Genomic DNA, 23,568 nt, shown 5'->3' with positions numbered 1-23,568 from the left:
CTTTTGTTAAGGGACACTAGCGTCAACGTCGCCTGCGTTCAGGTTAAACGCCTGCGCCTGAGAAGCCAGACCCAGAACCGTCATAGCCGCCGTCGCACGAATGGCCATTCTCAATTTGTTATTTTGCATCGTTGTTGTCTCCACATCTTTATTTTTGTTGGACCCACAAACAAGTTAGTTACGGTTAGGTGACAATTCAAACAGAATTGATCACTCTTTAGACGAATGTCTATACCCCCGAATTACCCGCCCGCGATGGCCTGGCCAGGCAGGGGTTAGCGGCGGTGGGTTTGAACTCGCAACCGGCTGTTCTTATGCCCTGAGTGGCGTATTATGGGCAGATTCACCCTGTCACTTAGCAATGAGTCACTGAGAGAAACCGATGAACAGAGAACCCGTGTCCCGCGAACTTTTTGATGAAGTCATGGTGCCCAACTACGCCCCCGGAAACATCATTCCGGTGCGAGGCGAGGGCTCCCGCGTTTGGGATCAGGACGGGCGAGAATACGTCGATCTCCAGGGCGGCATTGCGGTCACCAGCCTTGGCCATGCCCACCCGGGACTGGTTGGTGCATTGCAGGAACAGGCCGAGAAAATCTGGCACCTGTCGAACGTCATGACCAACGAGCCTGCCCTGCGGCTGGCCAAAACCCTGTGTGACCTCACCTTCGCCGAGCGGGTGTTCTTTGCAAACTCCGGCGCTGAAGCCAACGAAGCTGCCTTCAAACTGGCCCGTCGCTACGCCTGGGAACACTACGGTCCGGAAAAACACGAGATCATTTCGTTCAAGAATTCCTTCCACGGCCGCACCCTGTTCACCGTCAGTGTGGGTGGCCAGCCCAAATACCTGGAAGGCTTTGAACCGGCCCCCGGCGGCATCCATCACGCCGAATTCAATAACCTGGACTCAGTGAAAGCGCTGATCTCCAAAGAGAAGACCTGCGCTGTCGTGGTCGAGCCCGTCCAGGGTGAAGGCGGCGTCATGCCGGCAGATCCCGAATTCCTGCAAGGGCTGCGAGAGCTCTGCGACGAACACAACGCCCTGCTGGTCTTCGACGAAGTCCAAAGTGGCGTAGGCCGCACCGGCTACCTGTACGCCTACGAAATGTACGACGTAACGCCAGACATCCTCTCCAGCGCCAAAGGCCTGGGCGGCGGCTTCCCCGTTGCCGCCATGCTCACTACCGCCAAAGTCGCGGCCAGCCTGGGCGTAGGCACCCACGGCAGCACCTACGGCGGCAACGCGCTGGCCTGCGCCGTGGCCCAGAAAGTCATCGACACCGTCAGCCAGCCGGACATCCTCAAGGGCGTCAAAGCCCGCTCCGAGAAACTGCGCAAAGGCATGATGGACATCGGTGAACGCTACGGCGTGTTCTCCGAAGTTCGCGGTGCTGGTCTACTCTTGGGTTGTGTGCTGACCGAACAATGGCAGGGCAAGGCCAAAGATTTCCTGAACGCCGGCCTGGATGAGGGCGTGATGGTCCTGGTGGCCGGAGCCAATGTGGTGCGGCTGGCGCCTTCGCTGATCATTCCGGAAACGGATATTGAGGAAGCATTAGAGCGTTTCGAAGCGGCAGTAAAAAAGCTGACGGCTAAGTAGCATCTAGCCCTTGGGGCTGGGGTCGCCCTCCGGAAATGTCGGAGGCCATGGATGGCCGGAGAGAAGCGCACAAGGATGTGCTCGTAGCGGTTTCCGGAGGGCGACCCCAGTTCCAAGGGCGGGCGAGCTGGCTCCATCGCTCGCACCCGTCCGATAAAGGAGCGCATCATGTGGCGAGTCAGACCAGCCAAACTGGATGACCTGCAACAAATCCTGGACATAGCCGGCGCCCAAACCGCCAGGCTCTCGTCCACCTTGCCCAAAACCGAAGAAACCCTGGCCCGGAAAATCCAGCACTCCCGGGCCTCCCTGGCCGACAACGCCCCCGAAGGCACTCCGCGCCGCTTTCTGTTCGTACTCGAAAACACCGAAACTGGCGAAATCGCCGGCACCGCAGGTATCGACAGCCGCGCCGGCAACGGCCACCCGTTTTACAACTACCGGCGCGACTACCTCATCCACGCCTCCCACGAACTCAACGTCTCGCGCCGTGTCGAAGTCCTGTACCCGAGCCATGCCCTCACAGACCTGACCCTGCTGTGCTCCTTCACCCTGAGAGAACAACACCGCAACACCCAGGTATTCGAACTGCTATCCCGGGCCAGAATGATGTTCATTGCCAGCCACCGGGAATGGTTCACCAACCGAACGGTGGTTGAAATCCAGGGCATCCAGCACGAAAACGGCAGCGTGCCCTTCTGGGACAGCCTGGGTCGACATTTCTTCAATATGGACTTTGAAACCGCCGATCAATACTCCGGCCAGCTCAGCAAAACCTTTATCGCCGAACTCATGCCGCCGAACCCGGTGTACGTCACCCTGCTCAGTACCGAGGCTCAGGAAGCCCTCGGCCAACCACACCCGCTGACCGAACCCAACTATCAGCTACTCCAGCGCGAAGGTTTTCAGCCCGGATGCTACGTCGATATCTTTGACGGCGGACCGGTGATGGAAGTGCGCACCGACAGCCTGAGAACCCTGGTGACCAGTCAGCCCAAAACACTGCACGGCAGCCACCAGGACGATGGCGAAACCTGCCTGATCAGCGTCGGCGAAGGTGAGCACTTCCGCTGCCTGTTGACCCCGGTAGCGGAAACCCTGGCCGACGATGTAAAAGTGCCGGTGAGCACCTGGCATGGCCTGGAAAGCAGCGCCGGCGACCCGGTAAGGATTTCACCGTTATGAGCACGCAAACACGGGGGAGGGCGTAAGATGCTGGTGATCCGCCCGCTTCAGTCAGACGATCTGGAAGACCTCTATGCCATGGCCCAGAAGGCCGGCAAAGGTCTGACCACACTGCCCGCCGACCGGGAACTGCTCCAGCGCAAGATTGACCGCGCCCGTGAATCCTTCAATCAACGCTGCGCGCCGGAAGCGGCCCTGTATCTGTTTGCGCTGGAAGATATCCGGGCCAGAAAAACTGTTGGCATCAGTGGCATCGAGGCCCGGGTTGGCCTCGAAGAAGTGTTCTACAATTACCGGCTGAGTGTCACGGTCAATGCCTCCAGAGAACTGGGCGTGCATGTGCGCACGCCCACGTTGAACCTCTCCAACGACATGACCGACACCACCGAAATCTGCTCGCTGCTGCTTTCGGACGAGTATCAGGGTGGTGGCAATGGCCTGTTGTTGTCCCGCTGTCGCTTTATGTTCCTGGACGATTTCCGTAAACGTTTTTCCGACAAAGTGTTCGCGGAAATGCGTGGAGTCTCGGACAAAGACGGTAAAAGCCCCCTGTGGGATGCCCTGGGCAGCAAGTTTTTTGACATGGAGTTCAGCCAGGCCGACATGCTCTCCGGGCTTGGCAATAAATCGTTCATTGCTGAACTGATGCCGAAATACCCCATCTACCTGCCCATGCTGCCAGACGCTGCGCGGGCGGTCGTTGGTATGGTGCACGACAACACCCGGCCGGCGCTGAAGATGCTGCAGGCGGAGGGTTTCAACTTCAACGGCATGGTGGATATCTTCGACGGCGGGCCTGTAGTTGAGGCCTTTGTCCATAACATCCGTACAGTGCGGGAAGCGGTCAACCGGCACGCCATGGTGGTCAATCACAGCATTGATCTGGATGTGCCGGCAGAGCAGCGGGTGATGATCTCAAACCGGTCGTTCCGGGACTTTCGGGTAACCACCATACCCATGAACTGCATCGGGCCCGACACTGTCAAAATTCCTAGAGTGCTGGCGGAGGCTCTTTTAGTGGAGTCGGGTGATCCGGTGCGTATTGCCCCCTTGAAGGAGGGTGCTTTGTCGCCGATCCGGCCAAACAATTCCGAACCGGGAGGTGGTAAATAATGGCAAACCTGACAGGCAATGTGTACATCGACGGGCTATGGCTGCCAGGCCACGGAGCGCCCTTTGAATCGGTGCAGCCGGTGACAGGTGAAACGGTCTGGGATGGCAATGCCGCCAGTCTCGAAGATGTAGACGCAGCGGTTCGGGAAGCTCGCAAGGCGTTTCTGGCCTGGCGCCGGAAAAGTCTCGCAGAACGCCAGGCGGTGATTGAAGCCTTCGGAGAACTGCTTGAGGCCAACAAGGAAGAACTGGCCCATCAAATCGGCCTGGAAACGGGAAAGCCGCTCTGGGAGTCCCGCACCGAAGTGGCGGCCATGATGGGTAAAATCCCGATCTCCGTGAAAGCCTATAACGAGCGTACGGGGCACACTGAATCTGACGTGGCTGGCGGACATGCGGTGTTGCGCCACCGCCCCCATGGCGTGGTCGCCGTGTTTGGCCCCTATAACTTCCCGGGCCATCTGCCCAACGGGCACATTGTGCCGGCCTTGCTGGCCGGCAATACCGTGGTGTTCAAACCCAGTGAACTGACCCCGGGAGTGGCGGAACTCACCGTCAGGCTCTGGGAAAAAGCCGGTCTGCCGGATGGGGTGATCAACCTGGTACAAGGCGGTTCCGATACTGGCAAATGTCTGGCCCGCCACTCGCTGATTGACGGTTTGTTCTTTACCGGCAGTTCCACTGTCGGGCATCTACTGCACGAACAGTTTGGCGGCCAGCCGGAGAAGATCCTGGCGCTGGAGATGGGTGGCAATAACCCGCTGATCGTGCAGAACGTGTCGGATCTGGATGGCGCCGTGCACCACGCACTGCAGTCCGCGTTCCTCTCGGCCGGACAGCGCTGTACCTGTGCTCGCCGGTTACTGGTGCCTAAAGGCAAGAAGGGCGATGAATTCCTGGCACGGCTGGTGGAAGTCGCGGCCCGCATCACCGTAGCGGAATTCGATGCCGACCCGCAGCCGTTCATGGGCTCGGTGATTTCCGCGGAAGCGGCGAACCAATTGCTCAAGGCCCAGGCCGCGATGCTGGAAAAAGGCGCGACCTCGTTGCTGGAAATGAAACAGCTCAAGCCCGATACCGGCCTGTTGTCGCCGGGGATTGTGGACGCGACCGGGATAGAGCTGGAAGACCAGGAGTTTTTCGGTCCGCTGCTGACGGTGTATCGCTACAAAGGCTTCGATGAGGCCCTGGAGCTTGCCAACAACACCCGCTACGGCCTGTCTGCCGGCATCCTCAGCGATGACCGCAAACTCTACAACCGCCTGGTGGAGGAAGTGCGTGCCGGTATTGTGAACTGGAATCGGCCACTTACCGGGGCCAGCAGTGCCGCACCGTTCGGTGGTGTCGGCGCCAGCGGTAACCATCGCCCGAGCGCCTACTATGCGGCCGATTACTGCGCCTGGCCGATGGCCTCTCTGGAAGCCGGCAAGAGTGAGCTGCCGGACAGCCTGGCCCCGGGCCTGAATTTTGACTGACAGGAACAGCTGCCATGGTTAAGCATGCGGTAGAAGCAAACTTTGACGGCCTGGTGGGCCCGACCCATAACTACGCCGGGCTGTCCTGGGGCAATGTGGCCTCAAAATCCAACGTCAATGCGGTGGCCAACCCCAGGGAGGCGGCACTCCAGGGATTGGCGAAAATGAAGCGGCTGGCGGACCGGGGCTATGTGCAGGGCATTCTGCCGCCCCACGAGCGCCCGCACATTCCCACTCTTCGTGCACTGGGCTTTGAGGGCAATGAACGCCAGATTCTGGAAGCCGTAGCCAAAGCAGATCCCACCATTCTGGCGGCGGTGTCGTCGGCGTCCTGTATGTGGACAGCGAACGCGGCCACCGTGTCCCCCAGTGCTGACACCGCGGATCACCGGGTGCACTTCACCCCGGCCAATCTCAGTGCCAAGTTCCACCGCTCCATTGAGCACCAGGTAACGGGTCGTTCACTGAAGGCGATCTTTGGTGACGAAAGCTACTTTGCCCACCATCCGGCGCTGCCGTCAGTCAGCCATTTTGGTGATGAGGGCGCGGCCAACCACACCCGCCTGTGCAGTCGCTACGGGGAGCCGGGCGTTGAGCTGTTTGTGTATGGCCAGGTCGCGTTCAATGAATCCGCGCCGGCGCCAGGCAAATACCCGGCGCGCCAGACCCTGGAAGCGTCACGGGCCATTGCCCGCTTGCATGGCCTGACCGATCGCCATGCCGTGTTTGCCCAGCAGAATCCGGCGGCTATCGATGCCGGCGTGTTTCACAACGATGTGATTGCCGTCGGTAATGGCAATTGCCTGTTCTATCACGAGCAGGCTTTTCTTGATGAAGCCCGGGTACTGGCAGACATCCAGGAACGCCTGACCGGTGCCGAGCTGGAAGCCGTGCGTGTTTCATCAACTCAGGTGCCCATTGAAGATGCGGTGGCCTCCTATCTGTTCAACAGTCAGTTGTTGAACACTGCCGATGGCATGCTGCTGGCGGTACCGGGTGAGTGCCGGGAAGTGGCCTCGGTCAGCCGGTATCTGGATGAACTGGTGAAAGCCGATACGCCCATCACCGCGGTGGAAGTGTTTGATGTCAAACAGTCCATGCGCAATGGTGGCGGGCCTGCGTGTCTGCGCTTGCGGGTGGTGCTTAACGACGACGAGCTGCACGCCATCAACCGGGGCGTAATTCTGACCGATGCGCTCTATGAACGACTGACCTCATGGGTTGAAGCCCACTACCGCGACCAGCTCAGCCAGCAGGACCTGGCCGACCCGATGTTACTGGAGGAAGTGCGCAAGGCGCTGGATGAGCTGACCGGTATTCTTGGCCTCGGCAGCATCTACGATTTTCAGCTGTAGGGCTTACCGGTTCAGTGTACCGGCTCGCTGGAGATAGAGCGGGTCAGCATATCCATGGTATGGCGAATCAGTGCTTCGGAGGGAAACTCCTGAGCCTGAGTTGATTCTGCCTGGCACAGCATGATCACGCCATGGAGGGCGCCGCGCAGGTAAAGCGCGGTTTGCGCTGGCGACTGGATGCGGTCGCGGCTGATAGTACCGTCTTCCAGACCGAGATGAATCGCCGCTTCCATCAGCACCATCAGTTCGTTCTTTGAACACAGCATCTCCCTGGCCTGGTCTTCTTCCGCATCGGCGATGGCGGTGGAAGCCTTGGTCAGGGCAGTGAAGTAGTCCGGAGCTTCCACAAAGAAACGATAGTAAGCCTCACCCATGGCCCGGATCTTCCCCAGCCCGGTATCGGTTGCCTGCATGGCCTGCTCAAACCGGGTCACCAGATCCTGCCCCGCCCGCAGCATGATGCCTCGCTGGATGGCGGCCTTATCCTTGAAATAAACATAGAGCAGCGCCCGGCTCAGGCTGGCCGTGCGCGCAATGTCGTCCATGGAGGTGCGGTCGTAGCCCTTTTCTGAGAACACCCGTTCGGCGGCGTCCAGAATGGCATCGTACCTGGCCTGTTTTTCCCGTTCCCGTCGTGACTTCAGCGGTTCATTCATTGTGATCCTGAGCTTTCCGGCTTTGGCTGCATGATAACTGAAAACCGATGAAAGCCGATTATTGACAATTTGTCAAAGAGTGACATGATGTCGGAAACAATGGGCAACCTCCGATGGACCGGAGGTCACAATCAACCTGTTCAGGGAAAGGGGCTGGAACACTATGTCTCTCACACTACGTCACTCTCCGTTTGTTCTGGTCAGTGCACTACTGGCCGTGCTGTCTGTTTCCGGCTGCCGCGGTGGCGGCACCGAATCCGGCGAAAACGCTGAAAATACGCCGGTCGCCGTGCGGGTATCCGCTGTCACCGGGGGCCAGCTGGAAGAAATCCCTCTGCGGTTTTCTGGCATTGTCCGTGCGGCCCAGCGGGCAACCCTGACATTTCAGGTCAGCGGGACGCTGAAGGAACGCCCGGTTGAGCTGGGGCAGACGGTAAAGCCCGGTGATGTGCTGGCGCGTCTGTACAATCCGGCGCTGGAACCGGCGCGGGATTCCGCGGCTGCCCGCCTGGATGAGCTGAGAACCCAGTTTGAACAGGCCCAGCGGGAGTGGGAACGCTCCAGCCGGTTGCATCAGCGAGGCGTGGTTTCGGAGCAGACGCTGGAACAGATTGCCGCCCGCCGGGATTCGCTGAGGGCGAGCATGGCGACGGCCGAAGCCTCACTGGCCGAAGCCACGAGGTTGCTTGAGGAAAGTGTTCTGAAGGCGCCCTTTGCCGGGCAGGTGGAAGCATTGCTGGTGGAGCGGGATGAGTTCGTGGCAGCCGGGCAGCCGGTCATGCGTTTGTCCTCGCCGCTGGGGCGGGAAGTTGAAGTGCGGGTGCCCGCGCACTTGCTCGGCCATGTCCGGATTGGTCAGGAGCTGCCGGTTTGGCTGGTGCAGGACCGCAACCGAGAACCGGCTACCGGCACTGTGGTGGAGATTGCCCAGGGCAGTTCCATCCGTGGTGAACTGCATCCGGTACTGGTCAGCCTGCCGCCAAATTCCCTGTCCTCCGGCGAGCCGGTGGAAGTGGGCATTGCCCCGGTGCGGGAATCTGCCATTACCGTGCCCCTGCTGGCGGTCGTCCGTGACAGCACCGGCACCAGTGTGTTCCGGGTGCGAGACCAGGTAGCTCAGCGGGTTCCGGTAGAGGTTGACCGGGTCATCGGTGAGCGCGTGATGGTACATCCCGGCGCATTGAGCCCGGGTGACCAGGTGGTTTACGCCGGTATGACCCGGCTGGTGGATGGTGACACCGTGGAGGTGCGCTGATGACCCGCCGACTGCTTAATTATCAACGCTTGCTGGGCATGGTGGTGACCATGCTCTGCCTGCTCGGCATTGCCGCCTACAGCACCATGCCCCGTCAGGAGGATCCGAGTTTCCCATACCGGGCTGGCATGATCACAGTGAGTTATCCCGGTGCCAGCGCCGAGGCGGTTGAGCGCCTGGTGCTGCAGCCGCTGACCGATGAGTTGCGCCAGGTCGAAGAGCTGGACTGGAGCCAGGGCACCGCCAGAACCGGCGTGGCACTGGCCCGGCTGAAACTCCGGGACCGCATCTACGACACCGATTCGGCGTGGGATCGGGTTCGTCAGGCCATGGAGCGGGCGCGCCAGGATTTCCCCGATGATGTAGGCCTGATGGAGCTGGATGACCGTCTGATCGACATCCCGGCCGTGGTGCTGGCCGTGGGCGGTTCACCCTCAGTGACTGAGCTTTCGGAGGTGGCCGAACGCCTGAAACAGAACCTTCTGGATATCCCTGGCATCTCCCGCATTGAACTTGAAGGGGATGCCGACGAACAGATTACCCTGGCACTTGACGACGCCGCGCTGTATCGGCTGGGAGTTCCGCCCAAGCGGATACTCGACACCCTGGCCCGGCGCAACCAGACCATCCCCGGTGGCTTCGTGGTGGTGGAAGGCAAGCGCCTATCAGTATTGCCGAACACTGAGTTCACGGACATAGACGCGATTCGCGCGACGCCCATTGAGCTGCCAGATGGCTCCCAGGTGCCCCTGGCAGCGGCCGCAGAAGTCTGGCGTGGGCCGGCCGAGCCCCGGCAGCCAGAGACCTGGTTCGACGGCGAGCGGGTGGTGTTGCTGTCAATTATCATGGAAGAAGGTTCCACCGACGCCATCCGCTTTGGCGAGCGGATCCGGGAACGGCTGGACCAGGTGCGCCCGGACTTTGAGCCGTACCAGCTCCGCGAGATGTTTTTTCAGCCCGACAAGGTCTCTGACCGGCTGGATGACCTGGCCTGGAGCCTGGTGCTGTCGGTACTGATCATCGTGGCGGTGGTATTTACCGGCATGGGTATCCGCATGGGCCTGCTGGTGGCGTCCATCCTGCCCATGGTGGCCCTGATCAGCGTGGGGCTCTATGACCTCGGGGGTGGGGTGTTGCATCAGATTGCCGTTATCGGGATGGTCATTTCCCTGGGTATCCTGATCGACAACGCCATTGTGATTGTGGAAAACATACAGGGCCATCTGGATGAGGGCATGCGCCGGCTGGATGCCCTGCGCAAGGCGGTCGGTGAGCTGGCCGGGCCGTTGGGTGCGTCTACCGGCACCACACTTGCCGCCTTTGCGCCGCTGTTGATGGCCAAGGGCGGCGCCGCGGATTTCACCCGGGGCGTACCGGTGATGATCATGCTCACCCTTTCTGTGAGCTATCTGCTGGCAATTTCTGCCGTGCCCCTGCTGGCGGCGCGTTTTCTGAAGCCTCGGAAAAATATTCACAAAGACCGGCTTATCGGCCTGGCCAGCTACCTCGGTGGCCTGGTGTATCGGCACCCGGGCCGGTTGATTACCGCCGGCGCCCTGCTGGTGGTGATCAGCCTGGGCATGACCCCGTTCATGGCCCAGCAGTTTTTCCCCAACGCAGACCGTCCTCGTGTCATCGTCGAGATGTACATGCCCGAAGGCACCGATCAGGCCCGAACCTCTGAAGTGGCCGCCGTTCTTGAACAGGCCATTCGGACCCGGCCCGAGGCACTGGAAGTGCACCGCTTTGTCGGCTTTACCGGGCCGTCGTTCTATTACAATCTGCAGCGCTCGCCACAGGCGCCTAACCGGGCAAGGCTGGTGGTTCGCACGCCGACGCTGGCCGATACCACCGACCTGGTGAAATGGATCCGCCACGAGGCCGCCCGGTCGCTACCGGAGCTGGATATCACCGCCGGGATTCTGGGGCAGGGACCACCGCGGCCTGCGCCGGTAGAAGTCCGTGTCTTCCATCCGGACGACAACGCCCGCGCCCGAGCCACCGAGCAGGTCTATTCCATTCTCAGGGGTGTTGAGGGCACGGTGGATGTTCGCCACGATCTCGACATTGGTGTGCCCAGCATCGCCATCAATGTGGACGACGCCACCGCCGCCCGCTATGGCCTCACCCGAGCCGATGTTGCCCAGAGCCTGTATGGCCAGAGCTACGGCGCCGTGGCTGAGCGTTATCGACAGGAGGACGACCCGATACCCATCGTGCTGCGCTCCCGCGAAGGCACGTCGCTGTCACTGTCGCGCCTGCTGTCTGTGAATACCTACAACGACCAGGGCGATGCCATTCCGCTATCGGCCGTGGCTACGGTTGAAACTACCTGGGAACCGGCGGCGGTTTACCTGCGCAACGGGGTACGGGTGAATACGGTCAGTGCCAATCTGGAGGAAGACTACAGCTTCAGCCTGGCGCTGGACGGCCTGTATGCGGGCCTGGAACAGAACCCGTTGCCGGCGGGCACGCGACTGGACATGGGGGGAGATGCCGAAGGTTCTGACCGTGCCAACTCCGCACTGCTGACCGCGGCACCGATCGGCATGCTGCTGTTGCTGTTCTTCCTGCTGTTGCAGTTCAACTCCTTCCGGCGGGTGGGCATTATCCTGCTGACCGTACCGCTGGCAACCGTTGGCATTTTCCCGGGGCTGGTTCTGTCCGGTTCGCCCTTCGGTTTTCAGTCGCTGCTGGGGGTGATTGCTCTGGTCGGTATCGTGGTGAACAACGCCATCGTGCTGCTGGACGTAATGGATCGGGAGCTGGAACGGGGCCGAGCCATTGCCGATGCGGTGCGCACCGCTGTGGAACGCCGTACCCGGCCCATCCTGCTGACCACCGCAACCACCGTGGCCGGCCTGCTGCCGCTGGCGTTCTCAAGTTCCACCCTGTGGCCACCCATGGCCTGGGCCATCATCAGCGGTCTGCTGGCTTCGACGGTTCTGACCCTGCTGGTGATACCGTCAGTCTGCACCAAACTGATCAAACTGCCGGTGGGCGAACCCGAAAACGCGCCGGCCTGAACCTGGTGTCATGTACAGGGCGGCTCAGACAGAGCCGGCCCTGTACACTTCCTTGGCTCGGATCATCAAACCCACCCGCTGGCCCACAGGCACCGCCCGGTTCGGAAACACCACCGCCTCCGGCGCGGTTCCGACCCGGTAGTCGTCCTGATCATCCTCCCAGATCACCGTGCCAGGCTGATACTCCGTGAAGTTCGCCACATCGTCCGGAACATGAAACCGGAAAGACGGCCCGGTATTGAGCACCTCATGCACCACCTCAAACACCGTCAGATGATCAAATGGTGGCCGCACTGCCGGTGCTGCCTCGCCCCGGAAACGCCGGCGCAAGGCCCGCTCAATGCCTTGGAACCGTCGCAGATCATTCCTGCCAAACGGCTCCACCTTGCCCAGTTCAATGGTAAAACTCTCCGCCTTCAGCGTGCTGGCAGTGAACGATGAAAACACTGTCGATTCCTTATGCTGCAGCAACAGGGTCTCCACCTCGGCCTCCAGCAGGAACGCACACTGGCCGGCCGGAACCGACCGCCCTTCCACGAACGGGTACAGCGCAAAGCGCTCCCGTTTCGACGGGCGAATAGCGGTATGCAAATCATAATGGCTTAACGCCAGACCCTGATGCGCCATCGCAAATTGCCGACACATTTCCTCCAGAAACCGAGCCCGCCGGCCCTCCGCAAGCCTGGAATATTCCGGTTTGCCATGGGCACCATTGAACAACCGGTTCATGTTCACATCCAGAAACCGCTCACCCTCCACCATGGCAGGAGGGTTGCCCAGGATCAGCAGCAGCGGGCACGCCAGCGACCACTCCCCGGAAAACAACTCCGACACCAGAGTGTTGAGCACTTCAATTGGCGCCGTTTCATCGCCATGCACCCCGGCAGAAATGATCAGCGCTTCCTGATTCGGGTTAGCCCTGTCAGCCGGTGGCGTCAGCCACAGAACCCCGTTGGCCTTGCGGGAAACCTGGGTGCCATCGGGCAGGGAGGTTTTGGTTTCGGGCAGATCAGCGGAAGCGTTGGCGAGGGTATGGCTAAGCCAGTCCGGGTGAAAGTCAAAGATTTGATTCGTAGCCTTCATAGACTCCCCTGCAGCGTTTGGGGGCATCTGGCTGGATAGGCTTTCCGGGAATTTCGGAGGCCATGGATGGCCGGAGAGAAGCGCACAGGGATGTGCTTGTAGCGGTTCCCGGAAAGCCTATCCAGCCAGATGGCCATGCTCCCGGCGATGGGAGCAAAAGTTAGCCATTCACCGGCCGCTGATGCCGCAAAAGATGGTTTTCCAGCTTGCGGAAAGCAAACACCAGAATAAACGTCAGCGCCATATAACAAAGCGCCACGAAAATAAACGCATCAAACGGCGCGTAAAACCGCGAATAAATGTTCCGTGCCGCCCCTGTCAGATCAACAATGGTGACCACACTGGCAATCGCACTGGCGTGCAGCATGAAAATCACCTCATTGGAATAGGCCTGAACCGCGCGACGCGCCGCGCTTGGCAGAATGATCCGGCGCATCCGCAGAAACCAGTTCATGCCATAGGCTTTCGCCGCCTCGATTTCACCATGGGGCGTAGACATAATCGCCCCCCGGATAATCTCCGTGGTGTAGGCTGCGGTATTCAGCGTGAAGGCCAGCAGGGCAGGATAAAGAGGTTCTCGGAAGATCTCCCACCAGAAAGTCTCCTGAATCCCCGGAATCTGCGCTACTCCATAATAGATAATGTACAGCTGGATCAGCAGCGGCGTGCCCCGGAACAGATAGGTGTAGATCCAGATTGGCCCGGACACCAGCGGATTCCGGACCGTACGCAGAATCGCCAGCGGAACCGCCACCACCAGGCCGATGACCAGCGACAGAAACACCAGGTGTACGGTCGTCACCAGACCGTCCCAGTACTCCATCAGCGTCATGGCCGTGAAAATTTCGTTCTTGTTCAACCACTCGGCAATGAAATCAGGCATCGTTTAATTCCCCTGAACCACGCCGACATTGGCTCGACGATCAAGCCACTTGATAAACAGCTCCGACCCCGCCGTCAGCGCCAGATACACGGCAGCCACCGGTACGAAGAAGTGGAAAGGCATGCGCTCCGCCTTGGCGGCTTCCTCCGCCACCCGCACCATATCGGTCAGGCCAATGATGGACACCAGTGCCGTGGTCTTGAGCAACACCTGCCAGTTATTGCCGATGCCCGGCAGGGCATGGCGTAACATCTGCGGGATCATCACCCGCCGGAAGGTATGCCAGCGGGAAAAGCCATAAGCCTTGGCCGCTTCAATCTGACCGACGTCCACCGCCAGAAAGGCACCGCGAAAGGTCTCGGTCATGTAGGCACCGAAAATCAGACCGATGGTCACCACGCCGGAAATGAAAGGATCAAACTGGAAGAAAAAGTCGATACCGCGGGTTTCCCACAGATAATCCGAAAACATGTTCACCGCTACCTGGCCGCCGTAATAGAACAACAGCATCATCACCAGATCCGGAACCCCGCGAATCAGCGTGGTATAGGCGGTTGCGATGCCGGCGGCAACACGACTGCCGGAGAGTTTTGCACTGGCACCAACCAGGCCAAGCGTCAGGGCCAGGGCCAGAGACAGGAAGGCCAACTCAATGGTGATGACCGCTCCTTCTGCGAGGGCCGGGCCATAGCCTTTCAGATCAAACATGGGAGTATCCGGTCAGCGGGGGCGCCGTGGCGCCGCCCCCTGGTCATTACATCTTGATATCGTAGTTGAAGTACTTCTTCATGATGGTGTCGTAGGTGCCATCTTCCTTCAACGTGCGCAGGGCGGCGTTTACTTCATCGGCCAGGTCGGCATCACGCTTGCGCATGGCAACGCCCACACCTTCACCCAGTTTCACAGGCTCGCCCACTTCCTTGAAGCCGTCTTTGGACAGAACGGTCTGCTCACCCACCGGGTAGTCGACAAAGACCACATCCAGACGCTGACCTTCAAGGTCCAGTACCATGTCATCAGCGGTGGTGTAGCGCTTGATTTCAACAATGCCACCCATGTTTTCGGTCACGTAGGTGTCCATGGTGGTACCGCGCTGAACACCGACAGTCTTGCCTTTCATGGCATCCATATCAGTGACGTCGGTGCTGAAATCGTTGGGGCCGAACCAGCCGCCCGGGGTGTTGTAGTACGGCTCGGAGAAGAGCACGCGCTCGGCACGCTCCGGTGTGATCGACATGGAAGACATGATCAGATCAAACTTACGAGCCAGCAGGCCAGGAATCATACCGTCCCATGCCTGAATGACGAATTCGCAGTTGGCGTTCATCTCTTCACACATGGCGTCCGCCAGCTCCACTTCAAAACCGGTCAGCTCACCGTTTTCGTCTTTGTACTCGAATGGCTCGTAGGGCACATCAAAAGCAATGCGCAGGTTTCTTTCCTGAGCCTGGGCCGTACCGGCAACCAGGGCCAGGGCGCAACTTGCTGCAACAATCAGTTTTTTCATGTGTCACTTCTCCAGTAATTCGCCACAAAGGCTTTATTTTTTATGGAAGTTTCGGGAGCTTTTCTTCAACTCCTCGTCCAACACCGATTCAAGATAGCACTGGTGTTCAGAACTTGGGAGCAAGAAATTGCTTCATGCGCTCGGAATCCGGGTTATCGAAAACCTTGTCCGGGGTTCCCTGCTCCTCAATCACGCCCTGATGCAAAAACAGGACCTGGCTCGACACATCCCTTGCGAATGCCATCTCGTGGGTGACCACGATCATGGTGCGGCCTTCCTCAGCCAGACTCTGCATGACCTTCAGTACCTCGCCCACCAGTTCCGGATCCAGAGCTGAGGTTGGCTCGTCAAACAGCATCACCTCCGGCTCCATGGCCAGGGCTCTTGCGATGGCTGCTCGCTGCTGCTGCCCGCCGGACATCTGGGCCGGGTAGTAGTCCTTGCGTTCGTAGATGCCGACCTTGTTCAGGTAAGCCTCTGCGCGCTCAATCGCTTCTTTTTTAGGAATCTTCAGAACGTGAACCGGCGCTTCGATTATGTTCTCCAGCACCGTCATATGGGACCAGAGATTGAAGCCCTGGAACACCATGGAGAGGCGAGCCCGGATCAGTTCCACCTGGCGGTTATCGGCGGGCACCCGCTCACCCTTGCGGTTTTCGGTGAACCGGATTGGGTCGCCGTGCACAATAATGTCGCCGGAGGTGGGGGTTTCCAGCAGATTGATGCAGCGCAGAAAGGTACTCTTGCCGGAACCGGAACTGCCAATCAGGGAAACCACATCACCCTTACGGGTTTCCAGAGAGATGCCCTTGAGAACTTCCAGCTTGTCAAAGGTCTTGTGGATGTCCCTGCAAATAAGAGGCGCTGGTTCCGCCATGGCTGGCTCCTGAGACTGTCATACAAAGGCGCATGTTTTACGGACTGTTGCCGTGGAAATCAATACCGCTTTGTTGGGTTTTCGTGAAAGTTATTGGACTCGAGTGAGACTCGAATGACCTCTGCCCCCTGGTTTTCCAGGCTTCTCAATGAATCCTGAACAAAACGTACGTGGGCCATGGCCACCTTGCGGGCGGTTCTGGCCTTGCCCGCCATAATGGCCTGATAGATCTGCTTGTGCTGCTTCATGATTAACTGGCGCATCTCCGCCCTTGGATTCAGGTTGGCAACGGAGGCATGCACGGTCAGCAGCATCATGTTTTTCAGACCATTGAGCACATGTACCAGTACCGGGTTATGAGATGCTTCAATTATAGCCTGGTGAAAACCGTGGTCGGGTTTGGCGTTGCTGAGCGGGTCGGTGTCTTCCAGGGCCCGGTAGGCTTTGGTAATCCGGTGTAGATCACCTCGGGTGGCGCGCTGGGCTGCAAGTTCGGCCGCCTGGCCTTCCAACTGTTCGCGCACTTCCAGCAGGTCATAAAGGGTGCGGGGGTGGCCAGCAAACAGGTGCATCAACGGGCTGTTGTCTTCCAGATCGTCTGTGTTCGGGACAATGCTGGCAACAAAAGATCCCCGGCCATGCTGGGTTTCGATGACGCCCCGCCCCTGGAGTTCATGCAATGCTTCACGAATGATGGCCCGGGAAACCCCTAGTCTGGTCGAAAGCTGGCGCTCCGAGGGTATCTTCTGCCCCGGTGCCAGGCCGCCGTCGAGAATCAGCCGCTCTAGCCTGAAGGAAATTTCCTGCGATATCCCCATGTTTTCTACCTGACGGGTCTTGCTGGTCAGACCAGTTGCTGTTGTTCAAGTGCTCAGGAAGTCCTTCTCGGGTGTTGTCCTCCAGACCGCTAACTATGGCCTATAGCACCGAATTCGTCCATTTTTCCACAATTAAAAACTGGTCTGACCAGCTGGCAATTCTCTGGACTAAACCGCACCTGCCTACGAATATCTTTTTAATGCTGGCATTTGCTGGTGTTGGATTACCTCTGCATAACAACAAAGTGAACGGAGATGTTTCGATGAACATCAATGATAACAACGACAAGCATTGTGATTCAGACGCAAACCCACCACGCCGGAGTTTTCTCAAAAAAATGGCGGTTGGTGCAGCCCTGGCAGGCGCGCTGACACTGGGCGCCGGTCAGGCCCAGGCCGCGACTACCTGGAAAATTCAGTCGGTGTGGGATGCGGGCACGGTTGGCTATGACCTGTTCGAGGAATGGTGCAACAGCATCAAGGAAAAATCCGGCGGAGAACTTATTTTCAGGCCGTACCCGGCAAAGGCGGTCGCGGCCGACAACAACGCGCTGTTTGATGCGGTACGTAATGGCGTACTGCAGGGTATGAACCCGTTTACCCTGTATTGGTCAGGCAAGATCCCGGCCTCGGTGTTCCTGTCGTCTTACCCGGCCGGCCCGGATCAGCCTCACCAGTGGGACACCATGTTCTATTCCCTGGGCATGCTGGAGAAAACCCGGGAGATCTACAAAAAGTACGGGCTGTTCTACGTGGGCCCGATTCAGCACGACGCCAACATCATTCATTCCAAGAAGCCGGTGAACAGCCTGGCGGATCTCAAGGGCATGAAGATCCGGGTGCCTGGCGGCATGGTGGCTGAAGTATTCCAGCAGTTCGGGGTATCCACTGTCAGCCTGCCGGGTTCCGACATCTTCCCGGCTCTGGAAAAGGGCACCATCGATGCGGCGGACTACGTGGGCCCGGCGGTGAACTATGAGCTGGGCTTCTCGCAGGTGACCGATTACATCCTGTTCGGGCCTCCAGGGGTGATGTCTATTTACCAGCCGGTGGATCTGATGGACCTGACGGTGAACCTGCGTGCCTGGAACGCCCTGGATCCCAAGCTGCAGCAGCTGGTTGAGGAAGAGGTGCGCAATTACTCCCAGAAGCACTACCTGACCATCCAGAAGCGCAACATCGAAGCCATGGAGAAGTTCAAGGCGGATGGAGACACCGTCACGCGTCTGAGCCAGCAGGATCTGCAGGAGTTCCGTCGCGCGGCAATTCCCATCTGGTACAACTGGGCGAACAAGAACGAGGATGCCAAGGCCATCTTCGATATGCAGCTCGAGTACATGATGAACGACACCGTGGGCTACGTCACCGAGGAAGACCTCAAGGCGGCTGGCAAGTAAACCGGCACTACCAACAACAATCAAAAAAGCGGGGAAGGGCAGGGAAGCCTTGGTTCAGGGCGCTCTCTCCCTTCCCCCCGTTGTCACTGACGTGAGGACAGTATGTCTGATCTGAGCAACTTTGGCTTTGTGCTGCCGCACTGGTTCTACTGGGGTTGGCTGGCGGTAATGCCGCTGCTGATGATGGCGTGGGACCGTTGGTCCAGTAGCCGTGGCGTGCAGGCGATTGACAAGAATGCCCTGGCAAACGAGAAGCTTCAGCAGATCGAAGCCGAAATGTCGAAAACCATCGAGTCGGATTACGCGAACTGGTTTACCCGGATTATCGACTGGATCAGCGAAAAATATGGCGTGTTTATTTCCTTCTGGACCGTAAACGCCGTTGTTTTCTACTTTTTTGAAGTGGTTATGCGCTACATCTTCAATATGCCGACCATCTGGGTGCATGAGGCCAGCTTTCTGCTGTTCGGTATGCAGTACCTGCTGGCGGGCGCGTTTGCCCTGCTGCATGGCGCCCACGTGAGGGTCGATGTGATCTATAACCTGTTGCCTGTGCGGGGCCGGATTGGCATGGATATCTTCACCTCCATGTTCTTCTTCATGTTTGCGTTGGCGCTGGTGATTACCTCCTGGACCTTTTTCCAGAACTCCTACTCGATGGATGAACGTACCGTCGAGACCTGGGGCATCCAGTACTGGCCGGTCAAGGCCATGATGCTGCTGGGGGCTGTTCTACTTACCTTGGCGGGCCTGTCCAAACTGATCAAGGACATTGCCCTGTTCGTCAAGCTTGGCCGGGAGCAACACGCATGACTACCACTACAGTGAACAATCCGGGCCAGGGCAACCTCAAAGGCAAGCTTGGCACCTGGCTGATGATTCTGGCCACCGCTGCGCTGGCCTTTGTGATGTTTGTCGAGTTCGTCAACATTCTGTTCTACGACCCGTTCAGCGATGAGAAATTCCTGTTCAAGCTGGCCGGAAGCCTGGCCGATGTGAACATCGGACCGCTCACCTACCTGATGTTCGGCTCCCTGTTGGTGGCTTTGATGATGGGTCTGCCACTGGCGTTTGTTACCGGTGGTCTTGGGGTTGCCTTCATTTATCTGGTGGGCGACTCGCTGATGCTGAACATCATCCCCAGCCGCATCTTCCCGATGATGACCAACTCCGATCTGGCCGCTATTCCGCTGTTCATCTTCATGGCGGCGATGCTGGAACGGGCCGGCCTCATCGAAGAAATGTTCAATGTCGTCTACAAGTGGATGGGTGGTGTTGGCGGCGGCCTGGCCATTGCCACCATTGTGGCCTCGACCATTCTTGCAGCGATGGTCGGGGTTATCGGTGCGGCGGTCGTGACCATGGGGATCATTGCCCTGCCGGCCATGCTCAAACGGGGTTACGACCACAAGATCGCCCTCGGCTCCATCATGGCGGGCGGTACCCTGGGTATTCTCATTCCGCCCTCGATTCTGGCGATCCTCTATGCCGTGGTTGCCCAGCAATCGGTGGGTGAACTGTATCTGGGGTCGGTGATTCCTGGCGTTCTGCTATCCAGCCTGTATGTGTTCTATGTCTGGATCCGGGCGAAGCTGAACCCCGAACTCGGGCCTCCGATTCCCAAGGAGGAACGCATCGGCCTGAAAGACAAGCTGCTGCTTCTGAAAGACCTGATTGCGCCTCTCATTCTGGTGTTCCTGGTGCTTGGCCTGCTCTTTGGCGGCATTGCCACACCAGTTGAGGCGGCCGGCATCGGCTCCTTTGGCGCCATTCTTGTGGCGATGAAACACAAGGTGTTCTCCATCGCGACTCTGCGGGATGCTTCGGTCACTACCGCCAAGGCTTCCGCCATGGTGCTATGGATCATGTTTGGTGCCTCGGTGTTTGTAGGTTTCTACATTCTCCAGGGTGGTCAGGACTTTATTACCGAATCCATTCTGGGCACCGGCCTGCCGGCCTACGGCATCCTGTTCCTGCTGATGGTCTTGCTGGTGGTACTGGGCATGTTCCTGGACTGGGTCGGCATCCTGCTGCTGGCGGTGCCTATCTTTATCCCCATTGTGGAAGCCCTGGAGTTCCCGGGTCTGTTCGGCCTGCCGGGCGTGTCTGGTGACGACGTGGTGCTGTGGTTCGGGGTGTTGTATCTGGTGAATATGCAGATGTCGTTCCTGAGCCCGCCCTTCGGCTATGCGCTGTTCTATATCCGCGGCGTGTGCCCGCCGGAAATTTCCATGGGCACCATCTTCAAGTCATCCCTGGTGTTCCTGGCCATCCAGGCCCTGGGCGTATTCCTGTGCATTGTGTTCCCGGCCATCACTACCTGGCTGCCCAATCTCGCTTATGGCTAACCAAGAGGAGTAAATCGTTATGTTGACCATTCATCGTCTCGACCTGTCTGATGCACGCATCCTGATTGAGGGTGCGGCGGCCAAGGCCCGTGAAATCGGTGTGCCCATGTGCATCGCAGTGGTGGACGAGTCCGGCACGCTGATCGCCTTTGAGCGTATGGACGGGGGCAAAGTGACCAGTGTTACCATCGCACAGGACAAGGCATTTACCGCTGCGGCCGCGCGCAAAGCGACCCACGATTACAATGCCGCCAACGTGCCGGGCAACCTCGCCTTCGGTATACATACTGAAGTGGGCGGTCGCCTGAGCACGGTAGGCGGTGGCCTGCCGGTGATGGTAGACGGTGAAGTGGTCGGCGGTATCGGTCTCAGCTCGGGCACGCCACAACAGGACATGGACTGTGCCCAGGCTGGCATCGACCATTTTGAAAGCAAACGCCAGTAACCGGTGTCTCTTATGAATACTCAATCCCGTATCAGCAAGTCCCGGCTGGCGGAGCAGTTCCGGGCCTTTATTGACCCGGACTTCGTCATCACCGATGACGAAACCCTGAAACCCTATGAGTGCGATGGCCTGGCCATGTACCGGGAAATGCCCATGCTGGTGGTGCTCCCGGAAACCGTGGAACAGGTGCAGCGGGTCATGCGCATTTGCCACCAACACGGTGTGCCGGTGGTGGCCCGTGGTGCCGGTACCGGTTTGTGTGCCGGTGCCATGCCGCATAAGGAAGGGGTAGTGCTCTCGCTGGCCAAGTTCAACCGGATTCTGAACATTGATCCGATTGGTCGCACCGCACGCCTGCAACCGGGTGTCCGTAACCTGGCGATCAGTGAAGAAGCCGCACAGTATGGCCTCTATTACGGTCCGGATCCTTCCTCTCAGATCGCCTGCACCATTGGCGGCAACGTGGCCGAAAACTCCGGTGGCGTGCACTGCCTGAAGTACGGCCTGACCGTGCACAACATCCTCAGTGTGGAAATGATCACCGCCGAGGGTGACCGGGTAACGGTCGGCAGTGATGGTCTGGACAGTTGCGGTATGGATCTGCTGGCGCTGCTCACCGGCTCTGAAGGACTGCTGGGCGTGGTCACCGAGGTGAAGGTGAAACTGCTGCCCAAGCCGGAAGTGGCACAGGTGATCATGGCGGGCTTCGACAGCATCGAGAAAGCGGGCGACGCGGTGGGTGGCGTGATTTCCCACGGCATCATCCCCGGCGGCCTGGAAATGATGGATGGTCATGCCATTGTCGCGGCCGATGACTTCTGCGGTGCCGGGTATCCCCGGGATGCCAAGGCCCTGCTGCTGTGTGAAGTGGACGGCACCGAAGAGGAAGTGCACGAACACATCGCAGAGGCCGAAGCGCTGTTCCGTAAGCTGGGCGCGACCTCCATTCGCACCTCACAGAGCGAGGAAGAGCGGGCTCTGCTGTGGAAAGGGCGCAAGTCGGCCTTCCCGGCGGTGGGGCGGATCTCGCCGGATTATTACTGCATGGATGGCACCATTCCGCGTCGCTATCTGGCCAAGGTATTGCTGGAAATGGAAAAGATGTCAGAAGAGTTCGGCCTGCGGGTGGCGAACGTGTTTCATGCGGGCGATGGCAACCTGCACCCGCTGATCCTGTTTGATGCCAACGTGCCAGGCGAGTTTGAGCGCACCGAGGCGTTCGGCAGCAAGATCCTGGAACTCTGTGTTGAGGTGGGTGGCTGTATCACCGGTGAGCATGGCGTGGGCGTGGAGAAAATTCGCCAGATGGCGGTGCAGTTCAATGATGACGAGCTGCAGCAGTTCCACGATGTGAAAGCGGCCTTCGACCCCACCGGAATTCTGAACCCGGGCAAAGGGGTGCCCACCCTGAAATTCTGTCAGGAATACCGCTCCATCGAGCACAAGCAACACAAGCACGAAGAGGCGGACACTGCCCATGGCTGATCAGATCCAAACGATACAGGAGCAGGTGCTCCAGGCCCGCAGTAACGGGCAGAAACTCAACATTGTCGGCGGCGGCAGCAAGTCCTTTATGGGGCGCCAGAGCGATGCTGATGCCAGCACTCTGAGCCTGGCCGAGCACACTGGTGTGGTGGAATACCATCCGGTAGAGCTGGTGCTGACGGTACGTGCCGGTACCACCCTGAAAGAAATTGAAGCGGTGCTGGCGGAGCAGGGCCAGTGTCTGCACTTTGAGCCGCCGCATTTTGGCGACGCATCCACCATCGGCGGCACAATGGCCTGCAACCTGTCCGGCCCGGCCAGACCCTGGGCGGGATCGGTGAGGGATCAGGTGCTGGGTATTCGCCTGCTGAACGGCAAGGGCGAACACCTGCGTTTTGGTGGCCAGGTGATGAAAAACGTGGCGGGATACGACGTTTCCCGTCTGCAGGCCGGCGCCATGGGAACACTCGGGGTGATCACCGAGATCAGCCTGAAAGTCATGCCGAAGCCGGCGGCCACCGTTACCCTGGTGCGGGAGATGGCCATGGACGAGGTGGTGGAATACATGAACCGCCGTGCCGGTGAGCCCAAACCCATCACCGGTGCTTGCTGGGTAGATGGCAAGGTGTACCTGCGCCTTGCCGGTGCAAAATCAGCGGTTGAGGCGACCGCCGAGAAATGGGGTGGCGAGGTTATGGCTGAGGGTGACCAGTTCTGGCGAGAGGTTCAGGACATGCAGCACGGCTTCTTTGACGATCCGGAAGCACCTCTCTGGCGGTTCTCCCTGGATTCCACCGCCAGAACGCCGAAGCTGGACGGCCCCTGGATGATCGACTGGGTTGGCTCCCAGCGATGGTATCGCGGCCAGGCCTCACTCAGCGATCTGGAGCCACTGGCTCGTGCTGCCGGTGGTCAGGTCAGCCTGTTCCGGGGTGGTGATCGCACTGCCGAAGTGATGCAAAGCCAACCCGAGGCGTTGAAAACCATCCAGCGCCGCGTGAAACACTCGTTCGATCCCGACGGCATTTTCAATCCCGGCCGTCTCTATAGCTGGTTGTAA

General features: G+C 59.2%; 21 protein-coding genes. 13 read left to right on the top strand and 8 right to left on the bottom strand.

The features are described 5' to 3' along the window. Positions 1-6: 6 nt before the first annotated feature. Entirely contained in the window at positions 7-129 is a 123-nt protein-coding gene (locus Q674_RS41560) for a hypothetical protein (RefSeq protein ID WP_023008678.1), read from the bottom strand. 253 nt (positions 130-382) lie between these two features. Here Q674_RS41560 and Q674_RS29055 point away from each other — a divergent pair, with 253 nt between their 5' ends. From Q674_RS29055 to astB, 5 genes are all read left to right on the top strand, one after another. Beyond that, positions 383-1,600 (top strand): aspartate aminotransferase family protein, encoded by a 1,218-nt coding sequence (locus tag Q674_RS29055; RefSeq protein ID WP_023008677.1) that lies wholly within the window; start codon positions 383-385, stop codon positions 1,598-1,600. A 168-nt stretch (positions 1,601-1,768) separates the two neighbouring features. After that, positions 1,769-2,785 carry an arginine N-succinyltransferase gene (locus Q674_RS29050; RefSeq protein WP_023008676.1) on the top strand — a complete coding sequence of 339 codons (1,017 nt, stop codon included), beginning with the start codon at positions 1,769-1,771 and terminating at the stop codon, positions 2,783-2,785. 27 nt (positions 2,786-2,812) lie between these two features. Further along, on the top strand, positions 2,813-3,898 hold the full coding sequence (astA, locus tag Q674_RS29045) for an arginine N-succinyltransferase (protein WP_011786729.1): 1,086 nt from the start codon (positions 2,813-2,815) through the stop codon (positions 3,896-3,898). Continuing rightward, on the top strand, positions 3,898-5,373 hold the full coding sequence (astD, locus tag Q674_RS29040) for a succinylglutamate-semialdehyde dehydrogenase (protein ID WP_011786728.1): 1,476 nt from the start codon (positions 3,898-3,900) through the stop codon (positions 5,371-5,373). The genes astA and astD overlap by 1 nt, the downstream gene beginning before the upstream one ends. A 14-nt stretch (positions 5,374-5,387) precedes the next feature. After that, positions 5,388-6,728, top strand: coding sequence for an N-succinylarginine dihydrolase (astB, locus tag Q674_RS29035; protein WP_011786727.1), 1,341 nt, complete (start codon positions 5,388-5,390; stop codon positions 6,726-6,728). Between the two features lie 11 nt (positions 6,729-6,739). Here astB and Q674_RS29030 read toward each other — a convergent pair whose 3' ends face one another. Further along, positions 6,740-7,384: a TetR/AcrR family transcriptional regulator gene (locus Q674_RS29030; protein WP_011786726.1), complete on the bottom strand. Its 645-nt coding sequence runs from the start codon at positions 7,382-7,384 to the stop codon at positions 6,740-6,742. Between the two features lie 163 nt (positions 7,385-7,547). On the opposite strand from Q674_RS29030, the gene Q674_RS29025 reads away from it, so the two are divergent. Then, on the top strand, positions 7,548-8,639 hold the full coding sequence (locus Q674_RS29025) for an efflux RND transporter periplasmic adaptor subunit (protein ID WP_023008675.1): 1,092 nt from the start codon (positions 7,548-7,550) through the stop codon (positions 8,637-8,639). Continuing rightward, the gene (locus Q674_RS29020; protein WP_023008674.1) at positions 8,639-11,665 is read left to right on the top strand and encodes an efflux RND transporter permease subunit; all 3,027 of its coding nucleotides are present in this window, start codon (positions 8,639-8,641) and stop codon (positions 11,663-11,665) included. The genes Q674_RS29025 and Q674_RS29020 overlap by 1 nt, the downstream gene beginning before the upstream one ends. 24 nt (positions 11,666-11,689) lie before the next feature. On the opposite strand, the gene Q674_RS29015 is transcribed toward Q674_RS29020, so the two are convergent. From Q674_RS29015 to Q674_RS28990, 6 genes are all read right to left on the bottom strand, one after another. Next, entirely contained in the window at positions 11,690-12,748 is a 1,059-nt protein-coding gene (locus Q674_RS29015) for a succinylglutamate desuccinylase (RefSeq protein ID WP_023008673.1), read from the bottom strand. Between the two features lie 160 nt (positions 12,749-12,908). Continuing rightward, entirely contained in the window at positions 12,909-13,631 is a 723-nt protein-coding gene (locus tag Q674_RS29010) for an ABC transporter permease (RefSeq protein ID WP_022990753.1), read from the bottom strand. 3 nt (positions 13,632-13,634) lie between these two features. After that, complete coding sequence (locus tag Q674_RS29005) at positions 13,635-14,339, bottom strand: ABC transporter permease (protein WP_023008672.1); 705 nt, start codon at positions 14,337-14,339, stop codon at positions 13,635-13,637. 46 nt (positions 14,340-14,385) lie between these two features. Beyond that, on the bottom strand, positions 14,386-15,138 hold the full coding sequence (locus Q674_RS29000; protein WP_023008671.1) for a transporter substrate-binding domain-containing protein: 753 nt from the start codon (positions 15,136-15,138) through the stop codon (positions 14,386-14,388). 106 nt (positions 15,139-15,244) lie between these two features. Next, a complete protein-coding gene (locus Q674_RS28995) occupies positions 15,245-16,015 on the bottom strand; it encodes an ABC transporter ATP-binding protein (RefSeq protein WP_022990754.1) in 771 nt (256 codons plus the stop codon). 59 nt (positions 16,016-16,074) lie between these two features. Beyond that, complete coding sequence (locus Q674_RS28990; protein WP_014422557.1) at positions 16,075-16,833, bottom strand: FCD domain-containing protein; 759 nt, start codon at positions 16,831-16,833, stop codon at positions 16,075-16,077. A 338-nt stretch (positions 16,834-17,171) separates the two neighbouring features. Between Q674_RS28990 and dctP the strand changes: the two genes are divergently transcribed. The 6 genes from dctP to glcE all read left to right on the top strand — a co-directional run bounded on the left by dctP (position 17,172) and on the right by glcE (position 23,568). After that, positions 17,172-18,230, top strand: a complete 1,059-nt coding sequence (gene dctP, locus Q674_RS28985) for a TRAP transporter substrate-binding protein DctP (RefSeq protein ID WP_014422556.1) — start codon at positions 17,172-17,174, stop codon at positions 18,228-18,230. A gap of 102 nt (positions 18,231-18,332) precedes the next feature. Beyond that, complete coding sequence (locus Q674_RS28980; protein WP_023008669.1) at positions 18,333-19,043, top strand: TRAP transporter small permease subunit; 711 nt, start codon at positions 18,333-18,335, stop codon at positions 19,041-19,043. Continuing rightward, positions 19,040-20,578 (top strand): TRAP transporter large permease, encoded by a 1,539-nt coding sequence (locus Q674_RS28975; protein ID WP_022990756.1) that lies wholly within the window; start codon positions 19,040-19,042, stop codon positions 20,576-20,578. Before Q674_RS28980 ends, Q674_RS28975 begins: the two co-directional genes overlap by 4 nt. 19 nt (positions 20,579-20,597) lie before the next feature. Further along, positions 20,598-21,023, top strand: a complete 426-nt coding sequence (locus tag Q674_RS28970) for a GlcG/HbpS family heme-binding protein (protein ID WP_014422553.1) — start codon at positions 20,598-20,600, stop codon at positions 21,021-21,023. Between the two features lie 12 nt (positions 21,024-21,035). Beyond that, complete coding sequence (locus Q674_RS28965; RefSeq protein ID WP_023008668.1) at positions 21,036-22,508, top strand: FAD-linked oxidase C-terminal domain-containing protein; 1,473 nt, start codon at positions 21,036-21,038, stop codon at positions 22,506-22,508. Beyond that, complete coding sequence (gene glcE / locus Q674_RS28960) at positions 22,501-23,568, top strand: glycolate oxidase subunit GlcE (protein WP_014422551.1); 1,068 nt, start codon at positions 22,501-22,503, stop codon at positions 23,566-23,568. Before Q674_RS28965 ends, glcE begins: the two co-directional genes overlap by 8 nt.

Source organism: Marinobacter sp. EVN1 (assembly GCF_000475375.1).
GTDB lineage: Bacteria > Pseudomonadota > Gammaproteobacteria > Pseudomonadales > Oleiphilaceae > Marinobacter > Marinobacter nauticus.
The sequence above is the reverse complement of the archived record's forward strand: the minus strand, read 5'-3'. Positions and strand labels throughout refer to the sequence as shown.